Source organism: Microcoleus anatoxicus, from assembly GCF_042465725.1.
Lineage (GTDB): Bacteria > Cyanobacteriota > Cyanobacteriia > Cyanobacteriales > Microcoleaceae > Microcoleus > Microcoleus anatoxicus.
On record NZ_CP120853.1, the window covers coordinates 568,548 to 585,121 of the forward strand.

Consider the following 16,574-nt stretch of genomic DNA (forward strand, 5'->3'; position numbering starts at 1 on the left):
ACTATGTTATATTTAAAGATTGATGCAAGAGTGTTTGCCCTAATTTAGCTGCGGTCATTTCTGCTATTTGAGGGGGAATTGCGGAGAATAACTTGAATCCCTGAATTTGCGGATCGTGTGGCAATTTTTTTACATATGTTGCTGAATAACCGGAACAAAGAGTTAAGGCTCTTTCTAGGAGTCGCGGCAGATTCGCGCTGGCTGGTACTGCCATAGTAAATGTGCGTTTGTCGTAGATCAGGACATTCCGCCGCAGTGCTTTGAGAACGGCATACCTTCCCCAATCAATGTCTATTTCGGTACACATTTCGTCTTGCCAAAGATAACAAGTCTTTGTGTTTCTAGAGGGATGACTGTATCGGCTAATACGGATATTAGTGTCGGTTTTTTCGATGGTTTTAAATTGTAATGAACTAGGTTCAAAAGTTTCGCGCTTCCAGCTCAATTCTCGATCGTTAGACCATTTGAGGGTAGCTAAGTAATCGTCAATACTCGCGGCAAAATGCAGCAAAGACCAAGCTGATGGCGTTTCGATAAAAGGTATGCCGAGAGAAGATGCGATCGCCTCTAATTCCCTCACATCCTCTGCTTGTATAGCCACTCGCTTCGGTATCAGCACTGATTCACTGGCTTGTTCTTTGATTTCAAGGTTGATATGATTTCCCGCAGACTGACAAGCATCTGATAATTGTTGGATAGTAGCAGGCGATCGCGCTCCTGCTAAAATGGCTTGAGGAAAGCCAGCACAAGGCAATCGCACCAATACAGGGGGAGCAGCATAAACCTTATTCTTGCTATCATCGCTCAAATTAAAGTCGCAATGACCTAGGGAATCGAGGGCGCGAATTGTTTGAAGTCTTTTATTCTTAATTTCGGTATTTTCCTCCCTCACACCCGTCTCAAGATTATACAAATAATCAAAGGTTTCCTTAAAGGATAGCCAAGCAAGTTCCTTGTTTGCAGAAATAACGTAGAGCAGTTTTTCGGTAGTTTCAGACACGCTCTGCCTCCTTTTGAAATTGTTTCCACAATGCTTTAAAGTTTTGCCTATCTGGCGGGGAAATTTTCCTGCGATCGTACCACAGTATTTCTTTCCATTCCCGCATTTTCTTTCGGTCTTTGCACTTTGACATCAACGGTTGTGACTCTGCCAAATTGGTGCCGCAAAACATTGCTTGACCGCGATGGCGACCTTTGGAAATCGCCCAAACAGGCTCCCAATCTGTAGGTAGTGATTCCGCTGGGCAGATTGCTATTTGCCCAGGTTCTTTACCTACATAGAAAATCCGCTGCTTTCCTTGTATTGGTAAAAAAGTGTTGAAGTTAAAGTCGGGGAAATCAACGCCCCACACCCATGCACCAGCAACGCCCGCGCTCTCATTTTCCCCGGTGTGGAGCTTCCCGAAGCGATCGAACTGTTGCGCGTTGCTTTGGGATGGCAAAGAATAGTTTTCTACCAATAACAGAGAACAGCGCCTGATAATATCCTCCTCACTGCGTGCTTCAATTAGCAACTTCGTTTCCGCTGGAGTATCGGCTGGCAGTTCATAAATACCTGCTGAGTTTCTGCTATCTAATAGCTGATTATTGCAATATACTTTTATTGATTCGCTACCACATTGTAAAATTAATTTGGGCGGGGCAAAATTAAAGAATTTATTGCCTCTTTCCAGGCGGATTCCCCCAGCTAGCTCTAGCCGCACATTAGTCGGGAAAGCTAAGATTGGGTATTCTTGTTTAATGAGTTCGTCACTGCAAGCAGCCTGCGCTTTGAACAAGTGCCACCCACTGGGCAAACCATCTATTATTTGCAACTTTTCAAAGCCTTTGCAGCTAGATTCTCCCCATTTTTTCAGCCGTTCTAAACACTGTTCGTGTGCAGCTAAATAAAATGGCTGTTGAGTTGGCAACTGTCGCACTTCCACAATACCAGGCAATCCCTGAGTGTCTCCATTAACGAATACTCGAATGGGCGATGCTGGCAGCTTAAAACACCATTTAGTAGAGCTATAGTCCGCCGATCGCACTTGCAAACCTTTCAACCAATCAAACTCACAACCAACCAGCGGTTTTCCGTCTGACTCAGATATTAGAGGTGAAGACAAACCCCCACTCTCTTCGTAACAAGAAAAGGATTGAGAATTATCTTCTAAAAATAACAGCAAATCCTCTTCAGGAAATTCGTGTTTGGTACTGCAACGCAAGCTTAGGGTGGCGCGTTTGGCAATTGAATCGAGTTTGCAGCACAATCTCAATAGTCCATAAATCTGCGTTTTACCTGAATCTTCAGCAGTTCCATCCCAATCGCGCAATTCATCAATAATCCATTCGAGCAATGCTTGGCGAAGTTCGTCGCTGTCTCTGGTTTCTTCTAATAAGCTTAAAGTCCGTTTTTGCAGTTGTTTGCGCCCGTGCTTGACTAACAAACGTGCGATCGCCCCCTCATTGGGATATGAAATAGGATCTAAGTCAGCAGCGGCAAAAATAGCAGGGAGTGCGCGACGTTCTTTTTCAATCAAGAGGGTTTGGGCGATCGGCAATCCAATGTGTTTTCTCTTCCCAACGCTGTTGCTGTTGAAGATACCCAATTCGCCAGATTTGTCTTCGTGAGACCACTTTTCTAAATCTTCCCACAGTTTCGACATCCTGTCAAATGAAGGATACTGGCCTGGGGTAGGTTCTTCACCAAGTAATGTTCGCAAGCGCGGATAGTAAGAATGCGCGGCAAAATCTCCTTCAATACCGGCTGCTAAGACAAATAGTGCTAAATAACCAATGTAGGGCGGATAGTCTAATTCTCGCGGTCGCCAATTGTCCTGAGTTTCCAATGCTTTTACGCATAAACCCTGCCTTTTCACCCAAGGAGGTCCGGTTTTAATAGCTTCAATAAAATCTGGAAGATCGGCACCGCTTTCTTGGCCAATATCTGTTATTAGTTCCTCTGTGACATACAGGTGAACGCTGCGCCCTGCCATTTCATTTTTGAAAAAATGAGCTGCGATTAAATTATTCCATTTTAAATAATCCATCTTTATATTTCATATAATTTAATTGGGCTGGATAATTTTAAGTATTATACCCCATGAATAGCGATTATAGTCCGATCGTTCAATGGTCAAAAGAAGATCGAGTTTTTGTTGTCCGTTTGCGTGAATTTACTGATATCATGCAGCCTTGCACTGACGAACACACTTACGAAAAAACCGCCAAACACTGACAATAATTGTTAGAAACATTATTTAAAGAAGTCAGTCAACGAAACACTTGAGGTGCTTAGGCAAATTGCAGCAGAGGAGACAGAACCATGAAATATACAATTGTTATCCAATGGTCAGAAGAAGATCGGTGCTTTGTCGTATTTTTGCCCGAATTTGAGGATGTAATGCAACCAGTAACTCACGGAGATTCTTATGAAGAAGCTATCTACAATGCACGAGAGGTACTGGAGTTACTAATCGAAAGTTGTCAGGCTGAAGGTAAACCATTACCAGCAACTAAGAAGCTAGAACGGCTATTTCAGGCTGCATAAATTTGTTTAAAGCAATATCATTCAAATATGGAATAAGTGCAAAACCGATACACTCAGCTAATCGTGGCGGCACGGCATTGCCAATTTGCCACATTGCCTTTTTCATAGAACCTTCAAAAATAAATGAATCAGGGAAAGTTTGCAGTCTAGCCATTTCGCGGATCGTCCTATTGTACATCTGTGGGGGATGCGAGAGTCATAGGACTTAGACATGGGGCCCAGAAACCGGGTTTTTTACGAAAATACTTTGTTGTAGCCCGCAGATTTGGTAAAAACCCGGTTTCTCAAATCAACTCGGTTTTTGTAGTTTGGGCGATCGGCTACAATATTCTAAACCCCGTTAGCTGGCATCACTCATGCCTAAAAAAATCAGAGAATTGAAAAGCCTATTACTAAAAGCAGGCTTTACTTACAGACAGGGAAAGGGCAGTCACACTGTATGGGAACACCCTTTATTACCTGAAAAAATTACACTATCAGGTAATGATGGTGATGATGCGCCAAATTATCACGAAAAAAGAGTAATTTCTGATTTACAGAAGCTGAAGGAGATAGAAGAATGAATAGCCATTATAGTCTAATCATCGAGTGGTCAGAAGAAGATCAACTTTTTGTGGTCAGCTTACCTGAGTTTACCGATGTCATGCAGCCTTGCACTCACGGACACACTTACGAAGAAGCGGCAAAACACGGACAAGAATTATTAGAAACATTGATTGAACTCTATCAAGAAGATGGCAAACCTCTACCAGAACCTCAGACATTGGGGAAACGATTACAGATTGCGTAAAACCAAATAATTGAGGTGCTGAGGCAAATCCAAGCAGAGGAGACAGAACCATGAAATATACAATTGTTATCCAATGGTCAGAATAGGATCGATGCTTTGTCGTATTTTTGCCTGAATTTGAAGATGTAATGCAGCCCGTAACTCACGGAGATTCCTATGAAGAAGCTATCTACAATGCACAAGAGGTACTGGAGTTACTAATCGAAAGCTGTCAAGCGGAAGGTAAACCATTACCAGCAACTAAGAAGCTAGAACGATTATTTGAGGCTGCATAAATTTGTTCAAATCCATATCATTATACCCAAAAAGTAGGCGATTTGGATATTCTCATCAAACTTCCGAAAGTCTCACCTTATTACCAATTAACTTGAGAAAACTCGACCCAAAGTGTTGAATCTCCAAAAAATTTGCATAGGCAGAAACTGGCTTGTAAACTCTAAAAGTTCGCATAATCCCTAAAGTAGCCGCACTTTCCAAGGGACCAACAAAGCTAGTATCCCTATCCAAAAAATGAGACTGTTTAGCCCAGTAAGCCATCTGTTCTGCATTCAAAAAATAGCACCCTGAATGAGGATTTAAAGCCCGCTCAAAAGCAATCTTTTGTTCCATGATTTTGCCAAATAACTGCCGTTGTTCCTCAATATTTTGAAAATTAGCCGTAGCAGAATGTGTTAAATCGCCATCGATATAGGCTTTAAAAACGGGGGCTTGAGGTGATACTTCGTAACGGTTTGGTTGTAACAAGTTTCCATTGCCACCGTGATGTCTAAACCAGTTTAATTTGTTGAAAAACCACGGATCATGTAAAATCAAGTCATCTTCCAAGTAACAGAAATAATCATATTTGTCAAGACAAGCTCGTAAAACTGCTTGACACTCAAACCCCAACAGCAGTGGTTCGCATTTGGTAGCATGGTGCATAAAAGATTTCGGCTGCACCGGCAATTGAGACAACAGATGATAGCCTTGGGTTGTGCAAATCACAATGTCAATTTCGTGATTCTGATCTTGATTGGCTGGGATAGTTGCACATTCGCCAATGTGAATCATGCACTGAGATTTGCCATACAAAGCTTGCAGCGATGCAACGGCAGCGGTTAAAGCATTGAGTCGCGGTTGCGGATCGTTTCTTTGGGAAGCGTGTTTGCCGTCGCCACTGGGATTGTAAAAGTGAGCAATAGTGAATAGAATTCGCATTGGTGTGAATTAATAATTAAACATTAAACAATAAAACATTAAGGACGGTATTTTAGTCGGCGCAGGGGGACTTTGTAGGTTTAGCCGCGAATTCATTGGTGTCAACTTAAGCTCAAACCTAGTCACAGATTGCTGTTTGACTATTAAGGCCAGATCCCCCCTAGCCCCCCTTAAGAAGGGGGGAACCGGAATCTTCTCAAAGTCCCCCTTCCCCCCTTGGGGGGGGCTAGGGCGTGTTTTCAAACTACTCCTTAAGATTTAGATCCCCCTAAATCCCCCTTAAAAAGGGGGACTTAAAGACTCTTTCCCCCCCCCTTTTTAAGGGGGGCTGGGGGGGATCTTTGGGTTTGAAAACACGCCCTAGCCCCCCTTAAGAAGGGGGGAACCGGAATCTTCTCAAAGTCTCCCTTCCACCCTTGGGGGGGGCTAGGGCGTGTTTTCAAACTACTCCTTAAGATTTAGATCCCCCTAAATCCCCCTTAAAAAGGGGGACTTAAAGACTCTTTCCCCCCCCTTTTTAAGGGGGGCTGGGGGGGATCTTTGGGTTTGAAAACACGCCCTAGCCCCCCTTAAGAAGGGGGGAACCGGAATCTTCTCAAAGTCCCCCTTCCCCCCTTGGGGGGGGGCTAGGGCGTGTTTTCAAACTACTCCTTAAGATTTAGATCCCCCTAAATCCCCCTTAAAAAGGGGGACTTAAAGACTCTTTCCCCCCCCTTTTTAAGGGGGGCTGGGGGGGATCTTTGGGTTTGAAAACACGCCCTAGCCCCCCTTAAGAAGGGGGGAACCGGAATCTTCTCAAAGTCCCCCTTCCCCCCTTGGGGGGGGCTAGGGCGTGTTTTCAAACTACTCCTTAAGATTTAGATCCCCCTAAATCCCCCTTAAAAAGGGGGACTTAAAGACTCTTTCCCCCCCCTTTTTAAGGGGGGCTGGGGGGGATCTTTGGGTTTGAAAACACGCCCTAGGGGGGGTGGGGATGCGAGGGGGATCTTGCAGTCGTCTATAAACAAAAGATACAAAGGATTTCAGGCGATTGTTGACACCAATGCCCCGAATTATATTCGGCTGGGCTGAATTGGAGGGGGATTTTTCCCAATATTTTTTGCATAAATCTTCATCAATTTTACTACATTCAGTCATCAAATAACTCCGGTAGTCGATCGCGCAATTCAGCATTCAAACGCGGCAACTCATCCCGCATCTGCAAGTACCAGTCTCGCCGCTGCCGGTAGTGCCCGCACAGCAAACGGTTCTCCCGCACCCACTCGTAAGCATTCCCAGCTATTTGTCGGCGCAGTTGAACATCGGAAATCAGCAAGTTTAGCTTATTTTCAAACTCTTTTTCAGAGCGATAAATTAACCCGGTTTCACCTTCGACAATTGAATGTTCGTACACCGTAGGACTTGCCAACACCGCCACTCCCCGCGCCGCACATTCAATAAATTTTAAGTCAGATTTAGTTTCATTGATCTGGTTAGGAACTAGCGGTAACAGAGCGATATCGCAACTGTACATAATTTCTTGATATCGTTCGTAACTGCAAAATGACTCAAATTGTTTTTGCTCTGTTTGTAAGGAGTCAAAAAATAGGCGATCGTGAACTACTTTAACTCGAAGGCGGTGTTTATGAGCAACTAAAATTCGATTCAGCGCTGCCATAATTGGTTGCCAATCTTTTTCGCGATTCAGGGCTCCAAAAAAGATGGTAATAGTATCTTCTGCATAAGTGCGCGGTGGTGGTAAATAGGCTAATTGATTGGGAAATACTGTAACATTGGGATTGTACTGTCGTAAAATTTTGGCTAGGGGTTCTGTGGAAGTTTGAACGCAATGACAGCCACGGTAGCTGAGGTAATTGTTGTCTGCGTATTCCCGGCGACGGATGGGATTGTCGTCAATTTCAGCTACTATTAAATAGTCTTGTTGTAGAAGTTGTTTGATGCGGGGAAGATAGGCGGGATATTGCATGATTGTCCGCTGCCAAATAAATACTTTTTCTTCCGCTGGGAGTGGGGAAATTAATTCGAGTGTTTTCACGCCAGATACGGTGCGGACACCGGGAATTGTAGCGCTAAATTTGTCCGGTTCCAATACTCGGAGGCGATCGCACCCTGTAGGTGCCATAATTATGGTTTGAATCAGCAATCTGCGTGGTTGTACAGGGGTTTTGGTCGATCGCACAATATAATATTCAGCACTGGTTTCCGTAGCAAAACTACTCGATTGTAGCTCTAATGCCTTGACCATGGGATGCAGCAATTGCTGAAATTGGGCAAAATTTTCGGTTTTTTGTCCCTTTCCTTGCAATTCGTACACTTGCAATCCGGCTTGAGTAAAGAGTGATTGAATACTTTCTAGGGTAAACCAGTGCTGCATTTTGCCATCGGCATTTTCCCAGTGCCCGCGCAACAAATTGACAATGCGCCGCCAGTATTGAACATTGGGAATTCTGGCGAAAATTTGACCCCTGGGATGCAGCAAAGCACTGTATTGTTTGAGGACATCCCAAGGATTTTTGAGGTAAGGTAACAAATCGCCAAACACCAAACAATCAACGGTGCCTGGGGCGATGTCGAGACTGGCGATGTCGGTTTCTTCTATATTGGCGATCGCCACCCAGTTTAGCCGATCGACTGCTATTTTAGCTTTTTCTCGATCGCATTCAATGCCAATATATTGACAATGGGGATTTGTCAGCTTGTACTGTGCGCCCATAGCCCCCGTACCGCAGCCTATTTCGACAATGACTTTAGCATCCGGGGGTAGCAGATTCAAGAGGTCATGGTTGACGCGATCGATCACTTTCTCTAATTTGTGAGCATGGCGATGCCAGTATACAATGGCGATCGGCACATTTGTCAAGCACCAAATCAAGTAAAAAAAATTATAGCATAAACTATGAACCCTAACTTAGGAATTAACATCGCCGGCTACATCAACGGTGAATTTGGAGTTGGAGAAGGAGTCAGAGCAAATATTAGAGCCGCTGAAGCCGTCCAAATTCCCTTCACTATCAACAATTTCACCCGCAGTCCCCACCGCAGTCAAGACACCAGCTATCAAAACTTCAGCCCAGACAATCCTTATCCCATAAACCTAATTCAAGTCAACGCCGATGAAGTCAACACTTTCTTAAAACATTCTGGTTCCAGCTATTTTCAAAATCGCTATAATATCGGCTTTTGGGCCTGGGAAATGCCCGAATTTCCTCAAAAATGGCAACCAGTATTTGACAATTTTAACGAAATATGGACTTACAGCAACTACTGCGCCGAAGCAATTTCCCTAGTCTCGCCAATTCCCGTCATCAAAATAATGCCCAGCATTGATTTAGCCCCATCTTACCTAAACAGAAAATCCCTGGATTTGCCAGAAAATAAATTTATTTTTCTATTTATATTCGACTTTTCCAGCCGCATCGAACGGAAAAATCCTTTAGCTGCCATTCAAGCATTTAAGCAAGCTTTTGGTCAAGACGATCGCGTACTATTTATCCTCAAATCTTCCAACTCAGACAAAAACGTCAAAGATTTAGCATTGTTAAAATCCGCCATTGGAAATGCGACCAATATTCAACACTTAGACGGATATTTATCGAAAAATGAAATAAATAGTTTGCTCTACAATTGCGACTGTTATATATCCCTACATCGCTGTGAAGGATTTGGTTTAACCATGGCCGAAGCCATGTTTTATGGCAAACCCGTAATTGCGACTGCTTATTCATCAAATACAGAATTTATGAATGTGGGCAATAGCTTTTTAGTCAAATATAAATTAATTCCCCTTGAGGCAGATTGCGGCCCTTACAAAAAAGGCAATTTTTGGGCAGAACCGGATACAGAACACAGCGCTTATTTAATGCAGCATATATTCAATAATTACGGGGAAGCTCAACAAATAGGAGCGAGAGCAGCGCAGGAAATTAAGACTTTACTAAGTCCATCAACTGTCGGTAAAAAAATTCAAAAACGTTTGGAACATATTGCTCAAATCACGCATAATTTTCAAGATTTAAACAATTCAAAAACTGCCCTGCTAAATCATCGCCCAACAAGCGATATAAATTGGGAATCCTCACCTCAAACAGTACAACCTTTAGTGAGTATTTGCATTCCGACATATAACGGAGCAGCATTTATTGGTGAAGCAATTGAGAGTGCTTTGGCTCAAACTTACCCTAACATAGAAGTGATTATATCCGACGACGGCTCCACAGACCAAACAATTGCGATCGCCCAATCATTCACCTCAACAACCTCAGTAGATTTACGCATCATCCTCCACCGCAATTATGGCCTCTCGCAAAACTGGAACTTCTGCATTTCCCAAGCTAAAGGTAAATACATTAAATTTCTGTTTCAAGACGACTTACTCGCACCAGAATGTATTGAAAAAATGGTCGAACTTGCCGAAACACACCAAAATATAGGCATGATTTTTTCACCCCGTGGAATTACCATAGACGCATCTGAATCCAATCCTATTTTACAAAAAGCTTCCCAATCAATTAAAGATTTGTACAAAGGTTGGTCAAATTTAAAACCGATTCAGCCCGGACAAGAATTACTAGCAGATCCTAACTGTTTAAGCAACCCCATCAACAAAATTGGTGAACCGACTACCGTCCTAATTGCCGCCCGCGTTTTTGCCGAAATCGGATTATTTGATTCGGGATTATCTCAGTATGTAGACTTAGATATGTGGTGGCGAATTATGGGAAATTATCACATCGGATTTGTCCCTGAAACACTCTCCTCACTGCGGATTCATCCCGAACAACAAACTTGGAAAAATTTCTCTGCGGGCGAAAATCATAAAGATGTAGTCAGATTTTACCAGAAACTCCTAACTAGCCCTGAATACGGTTTTTTGAATCCCAAAATCAAACAGACTATTCAACAAAAATTAGATGCCAAAACTCAGCGGAATTCCTCTGAATTATCCAAGCTAATTCAAGATTATCACAAATCGCCAAGTAATGAGTCTACTGTCGGAAAACTGCGAAAATACCGCCTACAAATGGCTAAATATTGGCTGAATTTACCAGCAGAACAATGTGAAAATGCTTACAGGGGAGACCTGGGGAAAGCTCACCAATTGCTACTAGATAGTGGTATCAAACATGAAACCTTGACGGCGGAAGAACCAAGTTTTGTCCAGGAGTTATGTTCCACTTTGTCTCTAGGAGGAGAACTTATATATAGGCTGCAATATCTTCTAGCAGCTATGCTGTACCGCGAGGCTTATCAGTTGCCATTATCCTATCAAAATGCAGCGATTCCTCAGTGGTTTTTTGACGGTTTTTTGAAATTCCTGTTTCAGTCTCCTACTTATTTTCAAGAAGCTGGAGAGGTTGCAGGATATGCTCAGTATTTGCAGCGTTTAATAGAGTACGTGGCTGGGAATATTGCCAGTTTTCCGGCTACGGAAATTTGGCGTTATTTGGCGCAGTTTATTGCGGAAAATCTCAGCTTAAAAAGCTTGTATCTCAGCGAAGGTAATCTCCTTGATATTGGGAAGTTAAGAGATGATATTATTGAGTATTATTTAAGGAATATAGGGTCTAAAATAGATTTTATTTTTGAGCATAGCGCCACGGAACGCAGCAAAATTAAATTGGGGATTTTGCTCGATCAAATCTGTGCGGAACCAGAGACTTTTGCCGCCATGGCAAGTTGTGAATATTTAGACAGAAGCAAGTTTGAAATTATTGTGTATAATTTCTATCCTCTGCCACAGGATTCCTTGGGTAAATACTTTGAAAGTCGGGTTGACAAGGTAGTACACCTGTCAGCAGACTTGCTCAGTCAAGTAGAGGAAATGCGATCGCACAATTTAGACATTCTGCTCCTGGGGACCAATACCACCGACACCCCCAAACCTAGCACTTTGCTGTCCCTACACCGACTAGGGCGCCTCCAAATAGCTGCTACTCTATCGATTCCGGTGACTACCAGGGCTCGCAATATCGATCGCTTCTTGACCGGAAATTTGACATCCACCCCAGATGCACCCCTAGAGTATCGGGAAAAATTAATCACTTTAGAAGGCTCAGGAGTTTGTTTCAGTTATCCTGTAACATCAGAAAAATCGACGGTTCAACCAACAAGAAGAAGTTGGGGTGCAACGGAGCAATCTGTAATATTTATGTCCGGTGTCACAGCTTTTAAAATTATCCCAGAATTGAGATCGACTTGGGCCCAAATAATTGCCTCTACACCGAATTCGATCTTAGTTTTATATCCCTTTCATTCGCGCCGGGAAAAATTTCCCATGATGCCTTTTTATCACCAAATGCGATCGCTATTTGCGGAATTTGGGATTGACAAACAGCAATTGGTGACGATCAAAGCGTTGCCGACGGCTGCCGATTACCAAGAATGTTTGAAATTGGCTGATATATATTTAGACTCCTATCCCGATAGCGACGCTGCATCCCTAGTAGCACCGCTGTTGGCGGGGTTGCCGGTGGTGGTGAGAGCCGGCCAAACCGGGCGCTCTCGACAATCCGCAGCAGTAATCGCAGAACTACAACTTCCTGAATTGGTAGCAAACAGCGAGAATGGTTATGTGGAGATTAGCACAGCATTGGGAAGTAACCCAGAATTGCGCCGGCACTATCGGGATCGAGTCCAAAGCCAAATGGCTACCAACCCAAAATTGTTGGACAGTCGCGCTTACTCCTTTAAACTCGGAACACTGTTGGAAGAGATATTTTTCAAGGGGATTTAAATGTGAGATGGGGCGGGTTCCCGTACCTACCCACCAGCAGATTGATGTTTGTAGAATCCGCTCTCAGGCCTGTTTTGGAGAATGTTGCCAGATGTAGTTGTTAGGGAACCCCCCCGAAAACCAAGCGTCAGGAAACAAACAGGAAGAGCGTTAGCCCGCTAATGGTCTGCTATTATCGGGAAACTGAGGTAGCGTCAAATTCTGCCAAATATAGCCGACCCGCTACCTGGTGTCGATCGCTCGCGGTGAAAGCTGCCGTCAGCACCCGTTAACACGATCGAAAAGTAATAAGTTTACTCGGCTAGTCCTAGTAAATTCTATGGAATTATAACTGTTAGTGGTTTAGTGGTTGTCGCTCTTTTCCTACCACAGTTAGATTAAAAGGGGAAGCGCAAGTCAGTTGGAGACACAAAAATGACAGGACTTTTTCAAATCGGGGATAAATTACTGCAAGCTCAGGATATGCCATCGCTCCTGAAGCGCTATCAGTTGATGCCACAATTTTTGCGGGGCGTAATCATCGACCAAGCGATCGCATCCTTCAGTTGCAGCGACGAAGAACGCCAATCCGCCTTGGAGAACTTTCTGGTTCAGTACCAACTGACAGCCCCCGAAGCCAGAGAAGCTTGGCTTCGCAGCCAGCATATGACCCTAGAAGAACTTCAAGAAATGGTCACCAGACCCTTGCTGATCGAAAAATTTAAGCAAGAAACTTGGAGACCTAAAGTAGATAACTATTTTTTAACCCGCAAAGCCAGCCTAGACCATGTAGTCTATTCCCTGGTCCGCACTAAAAATCCAGCATTAGCCAACGAACTATACTTTCGCATCTCGGAAGGGGAACAAAGCTTTGCTGAAGTGGCCCAGGAATTTTCCGAAGGCCCAGAGTCCAAGTCCGGCGGCTTGTTAGGACCAGTACCCCTCAGCCAGCCACACCCAGCAATCAGTAAACTTTTGTCAGTGAGCAAACCAAATCAACTTTGGCAGCCACGTCCTCTGGCAGAATGGATGGTCATTATTCGACTAGAAAAATTCATGCCAGCTCAGCTAGACGAATCCATGCGACTGCACTTAATTAACGAACTATTTGAAACCTGGGTCGCCGAACAAATATCGAAAATAGGCCCGCTACAGCCCCTCTCTTCGGTGTCTTCAATCTCATGAAGATATAGCAATGAGGGGTCAGTTACCCCCCATTGACCCGTTGGACTGTGGAGACTCGATCGACTAACTCCGCATCCTGACCACCATCAAACAGTAAAGGGTGCGAGTCAATTTTTCAATCTAAAATCTAAAATCTAAAATCTAAAATCGGATGACTTCTTCCGCTGTTTCCCCATCTCAGATTCAGGATTTCCTGGCTCAAACTCCCCCTTTTGACCGACTCTCGGAGACGGCACTCAACGCTTTGGTGGCGAAATGCCAACTGTTAGGTTATCGGACTGGGCAGCCGTTGTTTGAACGGGAAAAAATGCCGACTCAGGTGGCAATTATCTATGATGGTCAGGCCCGACTCCTGGGCTTTGACCAGCGCTCTCAACGCCACGTCAGTTTACGATTGGTACAGCCCAAGGAAATTCTCGGCTGGGCGGGTTTGCTCAGGTGTGTTCCTTGCGAAACTGCGATCGCCTCTACAAATGTAATTGCGATCGTCATACAAGCCGAAGATTTCCTCAGCTTACTCGAAAAACAGCCGCAATTTGGAGAAGCCTTTCGCGAACATTGTTCCTTGAGCGAAGTATTTGAACTGTTGAGCCTAGAATTGCAGCGCCAGGCCGATTCTTCCTCTAACCTCAAGGACATCACTGTGCAAGCTTGGCAAGATGCGAAAGTGATCAACCTGCCCAATGGTAACAAAAAAACCCAAGAGCTCGCCAAAGAGTTAGAGGGCGATCGCATTTGGCTAGTCAGCAGCGGCGTCTTGGGCGACTTTCCCACCGGCAGTCGCTTACATCTTAACGGCGAAGCCAAATCCCTAAAAGTAGAAGGCCGCCTGGGCACTCGCTTGGTAGGCTTCCGGGAACCCCCACCACCAACACCAGAAGCAGATCCCCTAAACGATCCCACAGAAATCGAACCAGGAGACTTGGAGAACCAAAGTCTCTTTGACAAAGTAACCATCGCCCCACCGCGTCCCCCAGAACCCTCATCGGGTCAAACCAAGGATGCTGCTAAATACCCAGTTTTCCGGGGCCGAGGGCAAATAGACGGGCCACTAGCTTGCTTCCAGATGTTAAGCAAGTATTTTGGCATGAAGTTTCGTCGAGATATCATCCGCAAAGTTCTCGACAATCAGTTAAAAACCGCTGGTTCCATCAGTATCCAAGCCTGTGGTGCGATCGCCCAAAGCATCGGCCTGACACCTCAAATGGCCCAAGTACCAGCAGAAGCAATCAACCGCATCAAAGCCCCAGTAATGATTAAATGGAAAGACAGCTTTGCCATTATTTACAGCATTACCGAGCAGGAATTAACCATCGCCAGCCCCGAAGAAGGGCTGATGCGAAAGCGCGTAGCTCAGTTTAGAGAAGTCTGGGGAGAATCAGGAGAAGTCCTGCTGCTACAAGCCCCGCAAGTTGAACAAAAAGAACAGTTCAGCTTCTGGTGGTTCGTGCCGGCGTTGATGGAACACAAGACAGTATTTATTGAGGTGTTGCTAGCCTCGTTTTTTGTGCAACTATTCGGTCTTGCCAATCCCTTAATTAGCCAAGTAATTATTGATAAAGTATTAGGTCAGCGCAGCATTGATACCCTAGATATTTTAGGAGCATTTCTGTTAGGAGTTGCCTTGTTTGAAGGACTCCTCAATGCTTTGCGTACCTTCTTGTTCATAGACACTTCCAACCGCATAGATGTCAAATTAAGTGCCGAAGTCATCGACCACTTACTCCGGCTTCCTCAAAATTACTTTGACAATCGGCGCGTGGGAGATTTGGTCTACAAATTTAGCATGATGGGCCAGATTCGGGAATTCATGACCGGTACAGCCCTGACAGTAGTTCTCGATGCAGTATTCTCGGTGGTTTACGTCGCCGTGATGCTCTCCTACAGCGTTCAGTTAACGGCAGTATCTTTGGCCGTCGTACCAGTGCTTGCCCTGATGATCGTGCTGATCAATCCCCTCGTGCTGCGCCTGATTAAACAAAGAAATATGCGTTTTGCTGACTCTCAATCTTATTTAGTAGAAGTAGTCAGCGGGATTCAAACTGTTAAGGCGCAAAATATTGAATTGAAATCCCGCTGGGAGTGGTCTAGCCGCTATGCTAAATACATTACTGCCAGTTTTAAAACTATTATTACGGGGACTACAGCCGGTACAGTTAGTAGCTTCTTAAACCAAGTTGGTAACTTAGCTCAGTTGTGGGTGGGAGCTTATTTAGTATTGAAAAATGACATCACTTTGGGTCAGTTAATTGCTTTCCGAATTATTTCGGGGAACGTGACAGGTTCATTGCTCAGGTTTGTCAGCGTTTGGCAAAGTTTCCAAGAGGTGTCAATGTCGATCGATATGCTTAAGGATGTCGTCGATACGCCCACGGAAACCAGCGATGAAGACCGCAGTAACATCCCCATGCCCGCAATTCAAGGACAGGTGGCCTATGAGGAGGTTTCTTTCCGATTCCTCGAGAGCGGTTCCCTGCAATTGGCCAATGTGAATTTGGAATTTCCGCCTGGTAGTTTTGTGGGAATTGTGGGGGGAAGTGGTTCCGGTAAGAGTACAGCGATGAAGCTGTTGCAGCGTCTTTATCCGCCACTTTCTGGTCGGATTTTTATTGACGGATATGACATTGCTAAGGTGGAATTGTATTCCCTCCGCAGCCAACTTGGGGTGGTGCTCCAAGATACTTTGTTGTTTAACTGTACGGTGCAGGAAAATATTGCTCTGAGCAATCCCGACGCGAGCACGGATGAGATTGTCCGAGCTGCGAAACTAGCAGTAGCCCACGATTTTATTATGGGTTTACCCGCTGGCTATAATACGGTAGTGGGAGAGCGGGGTTCTTCCCTTTCTGGGGGTCAAAGGCAACGTTTGGCGATCGCCCGGACAATCTTGCAAAACCCCAGACTGCTGATTTTGGACGAAGCTACCAGCGCCCTAGACTATCATTCCGAACGCCAAGTTTGTAATAACTTAGCAGAAGCTTTTAAGGGTCGCACCGTGTTTTTCATTACTCACCGTCTGACTACCATCCAAAATGCGGATGTGATTATTATGATGGATCAAGGTGCTGTAGTCGAGCAGGGAACTCATAAAGAATTAATGAGTCTTAAAGGGCGTTACTATTGCCTCTTCCAACAACAAGAGTCATCTAACACTTGATAAC

At 44.5% G+C, this 16,574-nt stretch carries 12 protein-coding genes and 1 pseudogene; 8 read left to right on the forward strand and 5 right to left on the reverse strand.

The features are described 5' to 3' along the window. Position 1: 1 nt before the first annotated feature. Both P2A85_RS02495 and P2A85_RS02500 read right to left on the reverse strand, forming a co-directional pair. Positions 2 to 1,000 carry a hypothetical protein gene (locus P2A85_RS02495; RefSeq protein WP_377477328.1) on the reverse strand — a complete coding sequence of 333 codons (999 nt, stop codon included), beginning with the start codon at positions 998 to 1,000 and terminating at the stop codon, positions 2 to 4. Next, positions 993 to 3,029 carry a hypothetical protein gene (locus P2A85_RS02500; protein ID WP_377477329.1) on the reverse strand — a complete coding sequence of 679 codons (2,037 nt, stop codon included), beginning with the start codon at positions 3,027 to 3,029 and terminating at the stop codon, positions 993 to 995. The genes P2A85_RS02495 and P2A85_RS02500 overlap by 8 nt, the downstream gene beginning before the upstream one ends. Positions 3,030 to 3,082: 53 nt before the next feature. Here P2A85_RS02500 and P2A85_RS02505 point away from each other — a divergent pair, with 53 nt between their 5' ends. Together P2A85_RS02505 and P2A85_RS02510 are read left to right on the forward strand one after the other, a co-directional pair. Continuing rightward, complete coding sequence (locus P2A85_RS02505; RefSeq protein ID WP_377477330.1) at positions 3,083 to 3,217, forward strand: hypothetical protein; 135 nt, start codon at positions 3,083 to 3,085, stop codon at positions 3,215 to 3,217. An 87-nt stretch (positions 3,218 to 3,304) separates the two neighbouring features. After that, the gene (locus P2A85_RS02510) at positions 3,305 to 3,529 is read left to right on the forward strand and encodes a type II toxin-antitoxin system HicB family antitoxin (RefSeq protein ID WP_333439926.1); all 225 of its coding nucleotides are present in this window, start codon (positions 3,305 to 3,307) and stop codon (positions 3,527 to 3,529) included. On the opposite strand, the pseudogene P2A85_RS02515 reads toward P2A85_RS02510, so the two are convergent. Continuing rightward, positions 3,495 to 3,701: pseudogene (locus P2A85_RS02515) on the reverse strand (DNA cytosine methyltransferase); the annotation flags it as partial. The gene P2A85_RS02510 and the pseudogene P2A85_RS02515 sit on opposite strands and share 35 nt — an antisense overlap. 184 nt (positions 3,702 to 3,885) lie before the next feature. Here P2A85_RS02515 and P2A85_RS02520 point away from each other — a divergent pair. The 3 genes from P2A85_RS02520 (at position 3,886) to P2A85_RS02530 (ending at position 4,594) form a co-directional block, all read left to right on the forward strand. Beyond that, positions 3,886 to 4,092: a type II toxin-antitoxin system HicA family toxin gene (locus tag P2A85_RS02520; RefSeq protein WP_106148795.1), complete on the forward strand. Its 207-nt coding sequence runs from the start codon at positions 3,886 to 3,888 to the stop codon at positions 4,090 to 4,092. Continuing rightward, positions 4,089 to 4,319, forward strand: coding sequence for a type II toxin-antitoxin system HicB family antitoxin (locus P2A85_RS02525; protein ID WP_341732724.1), 231 nt, complete (start codon positions 4,089 to 4,091; stop codon positions 4,317 to 4,319). The genes P2A85_RS02520 and P2A85_RS02525 overlap by 4 nt, the downstream gene beginning before the upstream one ends. 107 nt (positions 4,320 to 4,426) lie before the next feature. After that, positions 4,427 to 4,594, forward strand: coding sequence for a type II toxin-antitoxin system HicB family antitoxin (locus P2A85_RS02530; protein ID WP_340520823.1), 168 nt, complete (start codon positions 4,427 to 4,429; stop codon positions 4,592 to 4,594). A 55-nt stretch (positions 4,595 to 4,649) separates the two neighbouring features. Here the strand turns inward: P2A85_RS02530 and P2A85_RS02535 are convergent, their stop codons facing one another. Continuing rightward, positions 4,650 to 5,516 (reverse strand): calcium-binding protein, encoded by an 867-nt coding sequence (locus P2A85_RS02535; protein WP_371116296.1) that lies wholly within the window; start codon positions 5,514 to 5,516, stop codon positions 4,650 to 4,652. A gap of 1,129 nt (positions 5,517 to 6,645) precedes the next feature. After that, positions 6,646 to 8,367 carry a methyltransferase domain-containing protein gene (locus P2A85_RS02540; RefSeq protein WP_377481255.1) on the reverse strand — a complete coding sequence of 574 codons (1,722 nt, stop codon included), beginning with the start codon at positions 8,365 to 8,367 and terminating at the stop codon, positions 6,646 to 6,648. A 45-nt stretch (positions 8,368 to 8,412) separates the two neighbouring features. Here P2A85_RS02540 and P2A85_RS02545 point away from each other — a divergent pair, with 45 nt between their 5' ends. The 3 genes from P2A85_RS02545 (at position 8,413) to P2A85_RS02555 (ending at position 16,570) form a co-directional block, all read left to right on the forward strand. Further along, a complete protein-coding gene (locus P2A85_RS02545) occupies positions 8,413 to 12,249 on the forward strand; it encodes a glycosyltransferase (protein WP_377477332.1) in 3,837 nt (1,278 codons plus the stop codon). Between the two features lie 414 nt (positions 12,250 to 12,663). Beyond that, complete coding sequence (locus P2A85_RS02550) at positions 12,664 to 13,413, forward strand: peptidylprolyl isomerase (protein WP_377477333.1); 750 nt, start codon at positions 12,664 to 12,666, stop codon at positions 13,411 to 13,413. A gap of 151 nt (positions 13,414 to 13,564) precedes the next feature. Then, positions 13,565 to 16,570, forward strand: coding sequence for a peptidase domain-containing ABC transporter (locus P2A85_RS02555; protein ID WP_377477334.1), 3,006 nt, complete (start codon positions 13,565 to 13,567; stop codon positions 16,568 to 16,570). Positions 16,571 to 16,574 lie beyond the last annotated feature (4 nt).

What these genes read in the sequence shown, in the direction of transcription:
- P2A85_RS02500 (WP_377477329.1), bottom strand. Translation starts at nt 3,029, where the DNA reads ATGGATTATTTAAAATGGAATAATTTAATCGCAGCTCATTTTTTCAAA.
- P2A85_RS02505 (WP_377477330.1), top strand. Translation starts at nt 3,083, where the DNA reads ATGAATAGCGATTATAGTCCGATCGTTCAATGGTCAAAAGAAGATCGA.
- P2A85_RS02510 (WP_333439926.1), top strand. Translation starts at nt 3,305, where the DNA reads ATGAAATATACAATTGTTATCCAATGGTCAGAAGAAGATCGGTGCTTT.
- P2A85_RS02520 (WP_106148795.1), top strand. Translation starts at nt 3,886, where the DNA reads ATGCCTAAAAAAATCAGAGAATTGAAAAGCCTATTACTAAAAGCAGGC.
- P2A85_RS02525 (WP_341732724.1), top strand. Translation starts at nt 4,089, where the DNA reads ATGAATAGCCATTATAGTCTAATCATCGAGTGGTCAGAAGAAGATCAA.
- P2A85_RS02535 (WP_371116296.1), bottom strand. Translation starts at nt 5,516, where the DNA reads ATGCGAATTCTATTCACTATTGCTCACTTTTACAATCCCAGTGGCGAC.
- P2A85_RS02545 (WP_377477332.1), top strand. Translation starts at nt 8,413, where the DNA reads ATGAACCCTAACTTAGGAATTAACATCGCCGGCTACATCAACGGTGAA.
- P2A85_RS02550 (WP_377477333.1), top strand. Translation starts at nt 12,664, where the DNA reads ATGACAGGACTTTTTCAAATCGGGGATAAATTACTGCAAGCTCAGGAT.
- P2A85_RS02555 (WP_377477334.1), top strand. Translation starts at nt 13,565, where the DNA reads ATGACTTCTTCCGCTGTTTCCCCATCTCAGATTCAGGATTTCCTGGCT.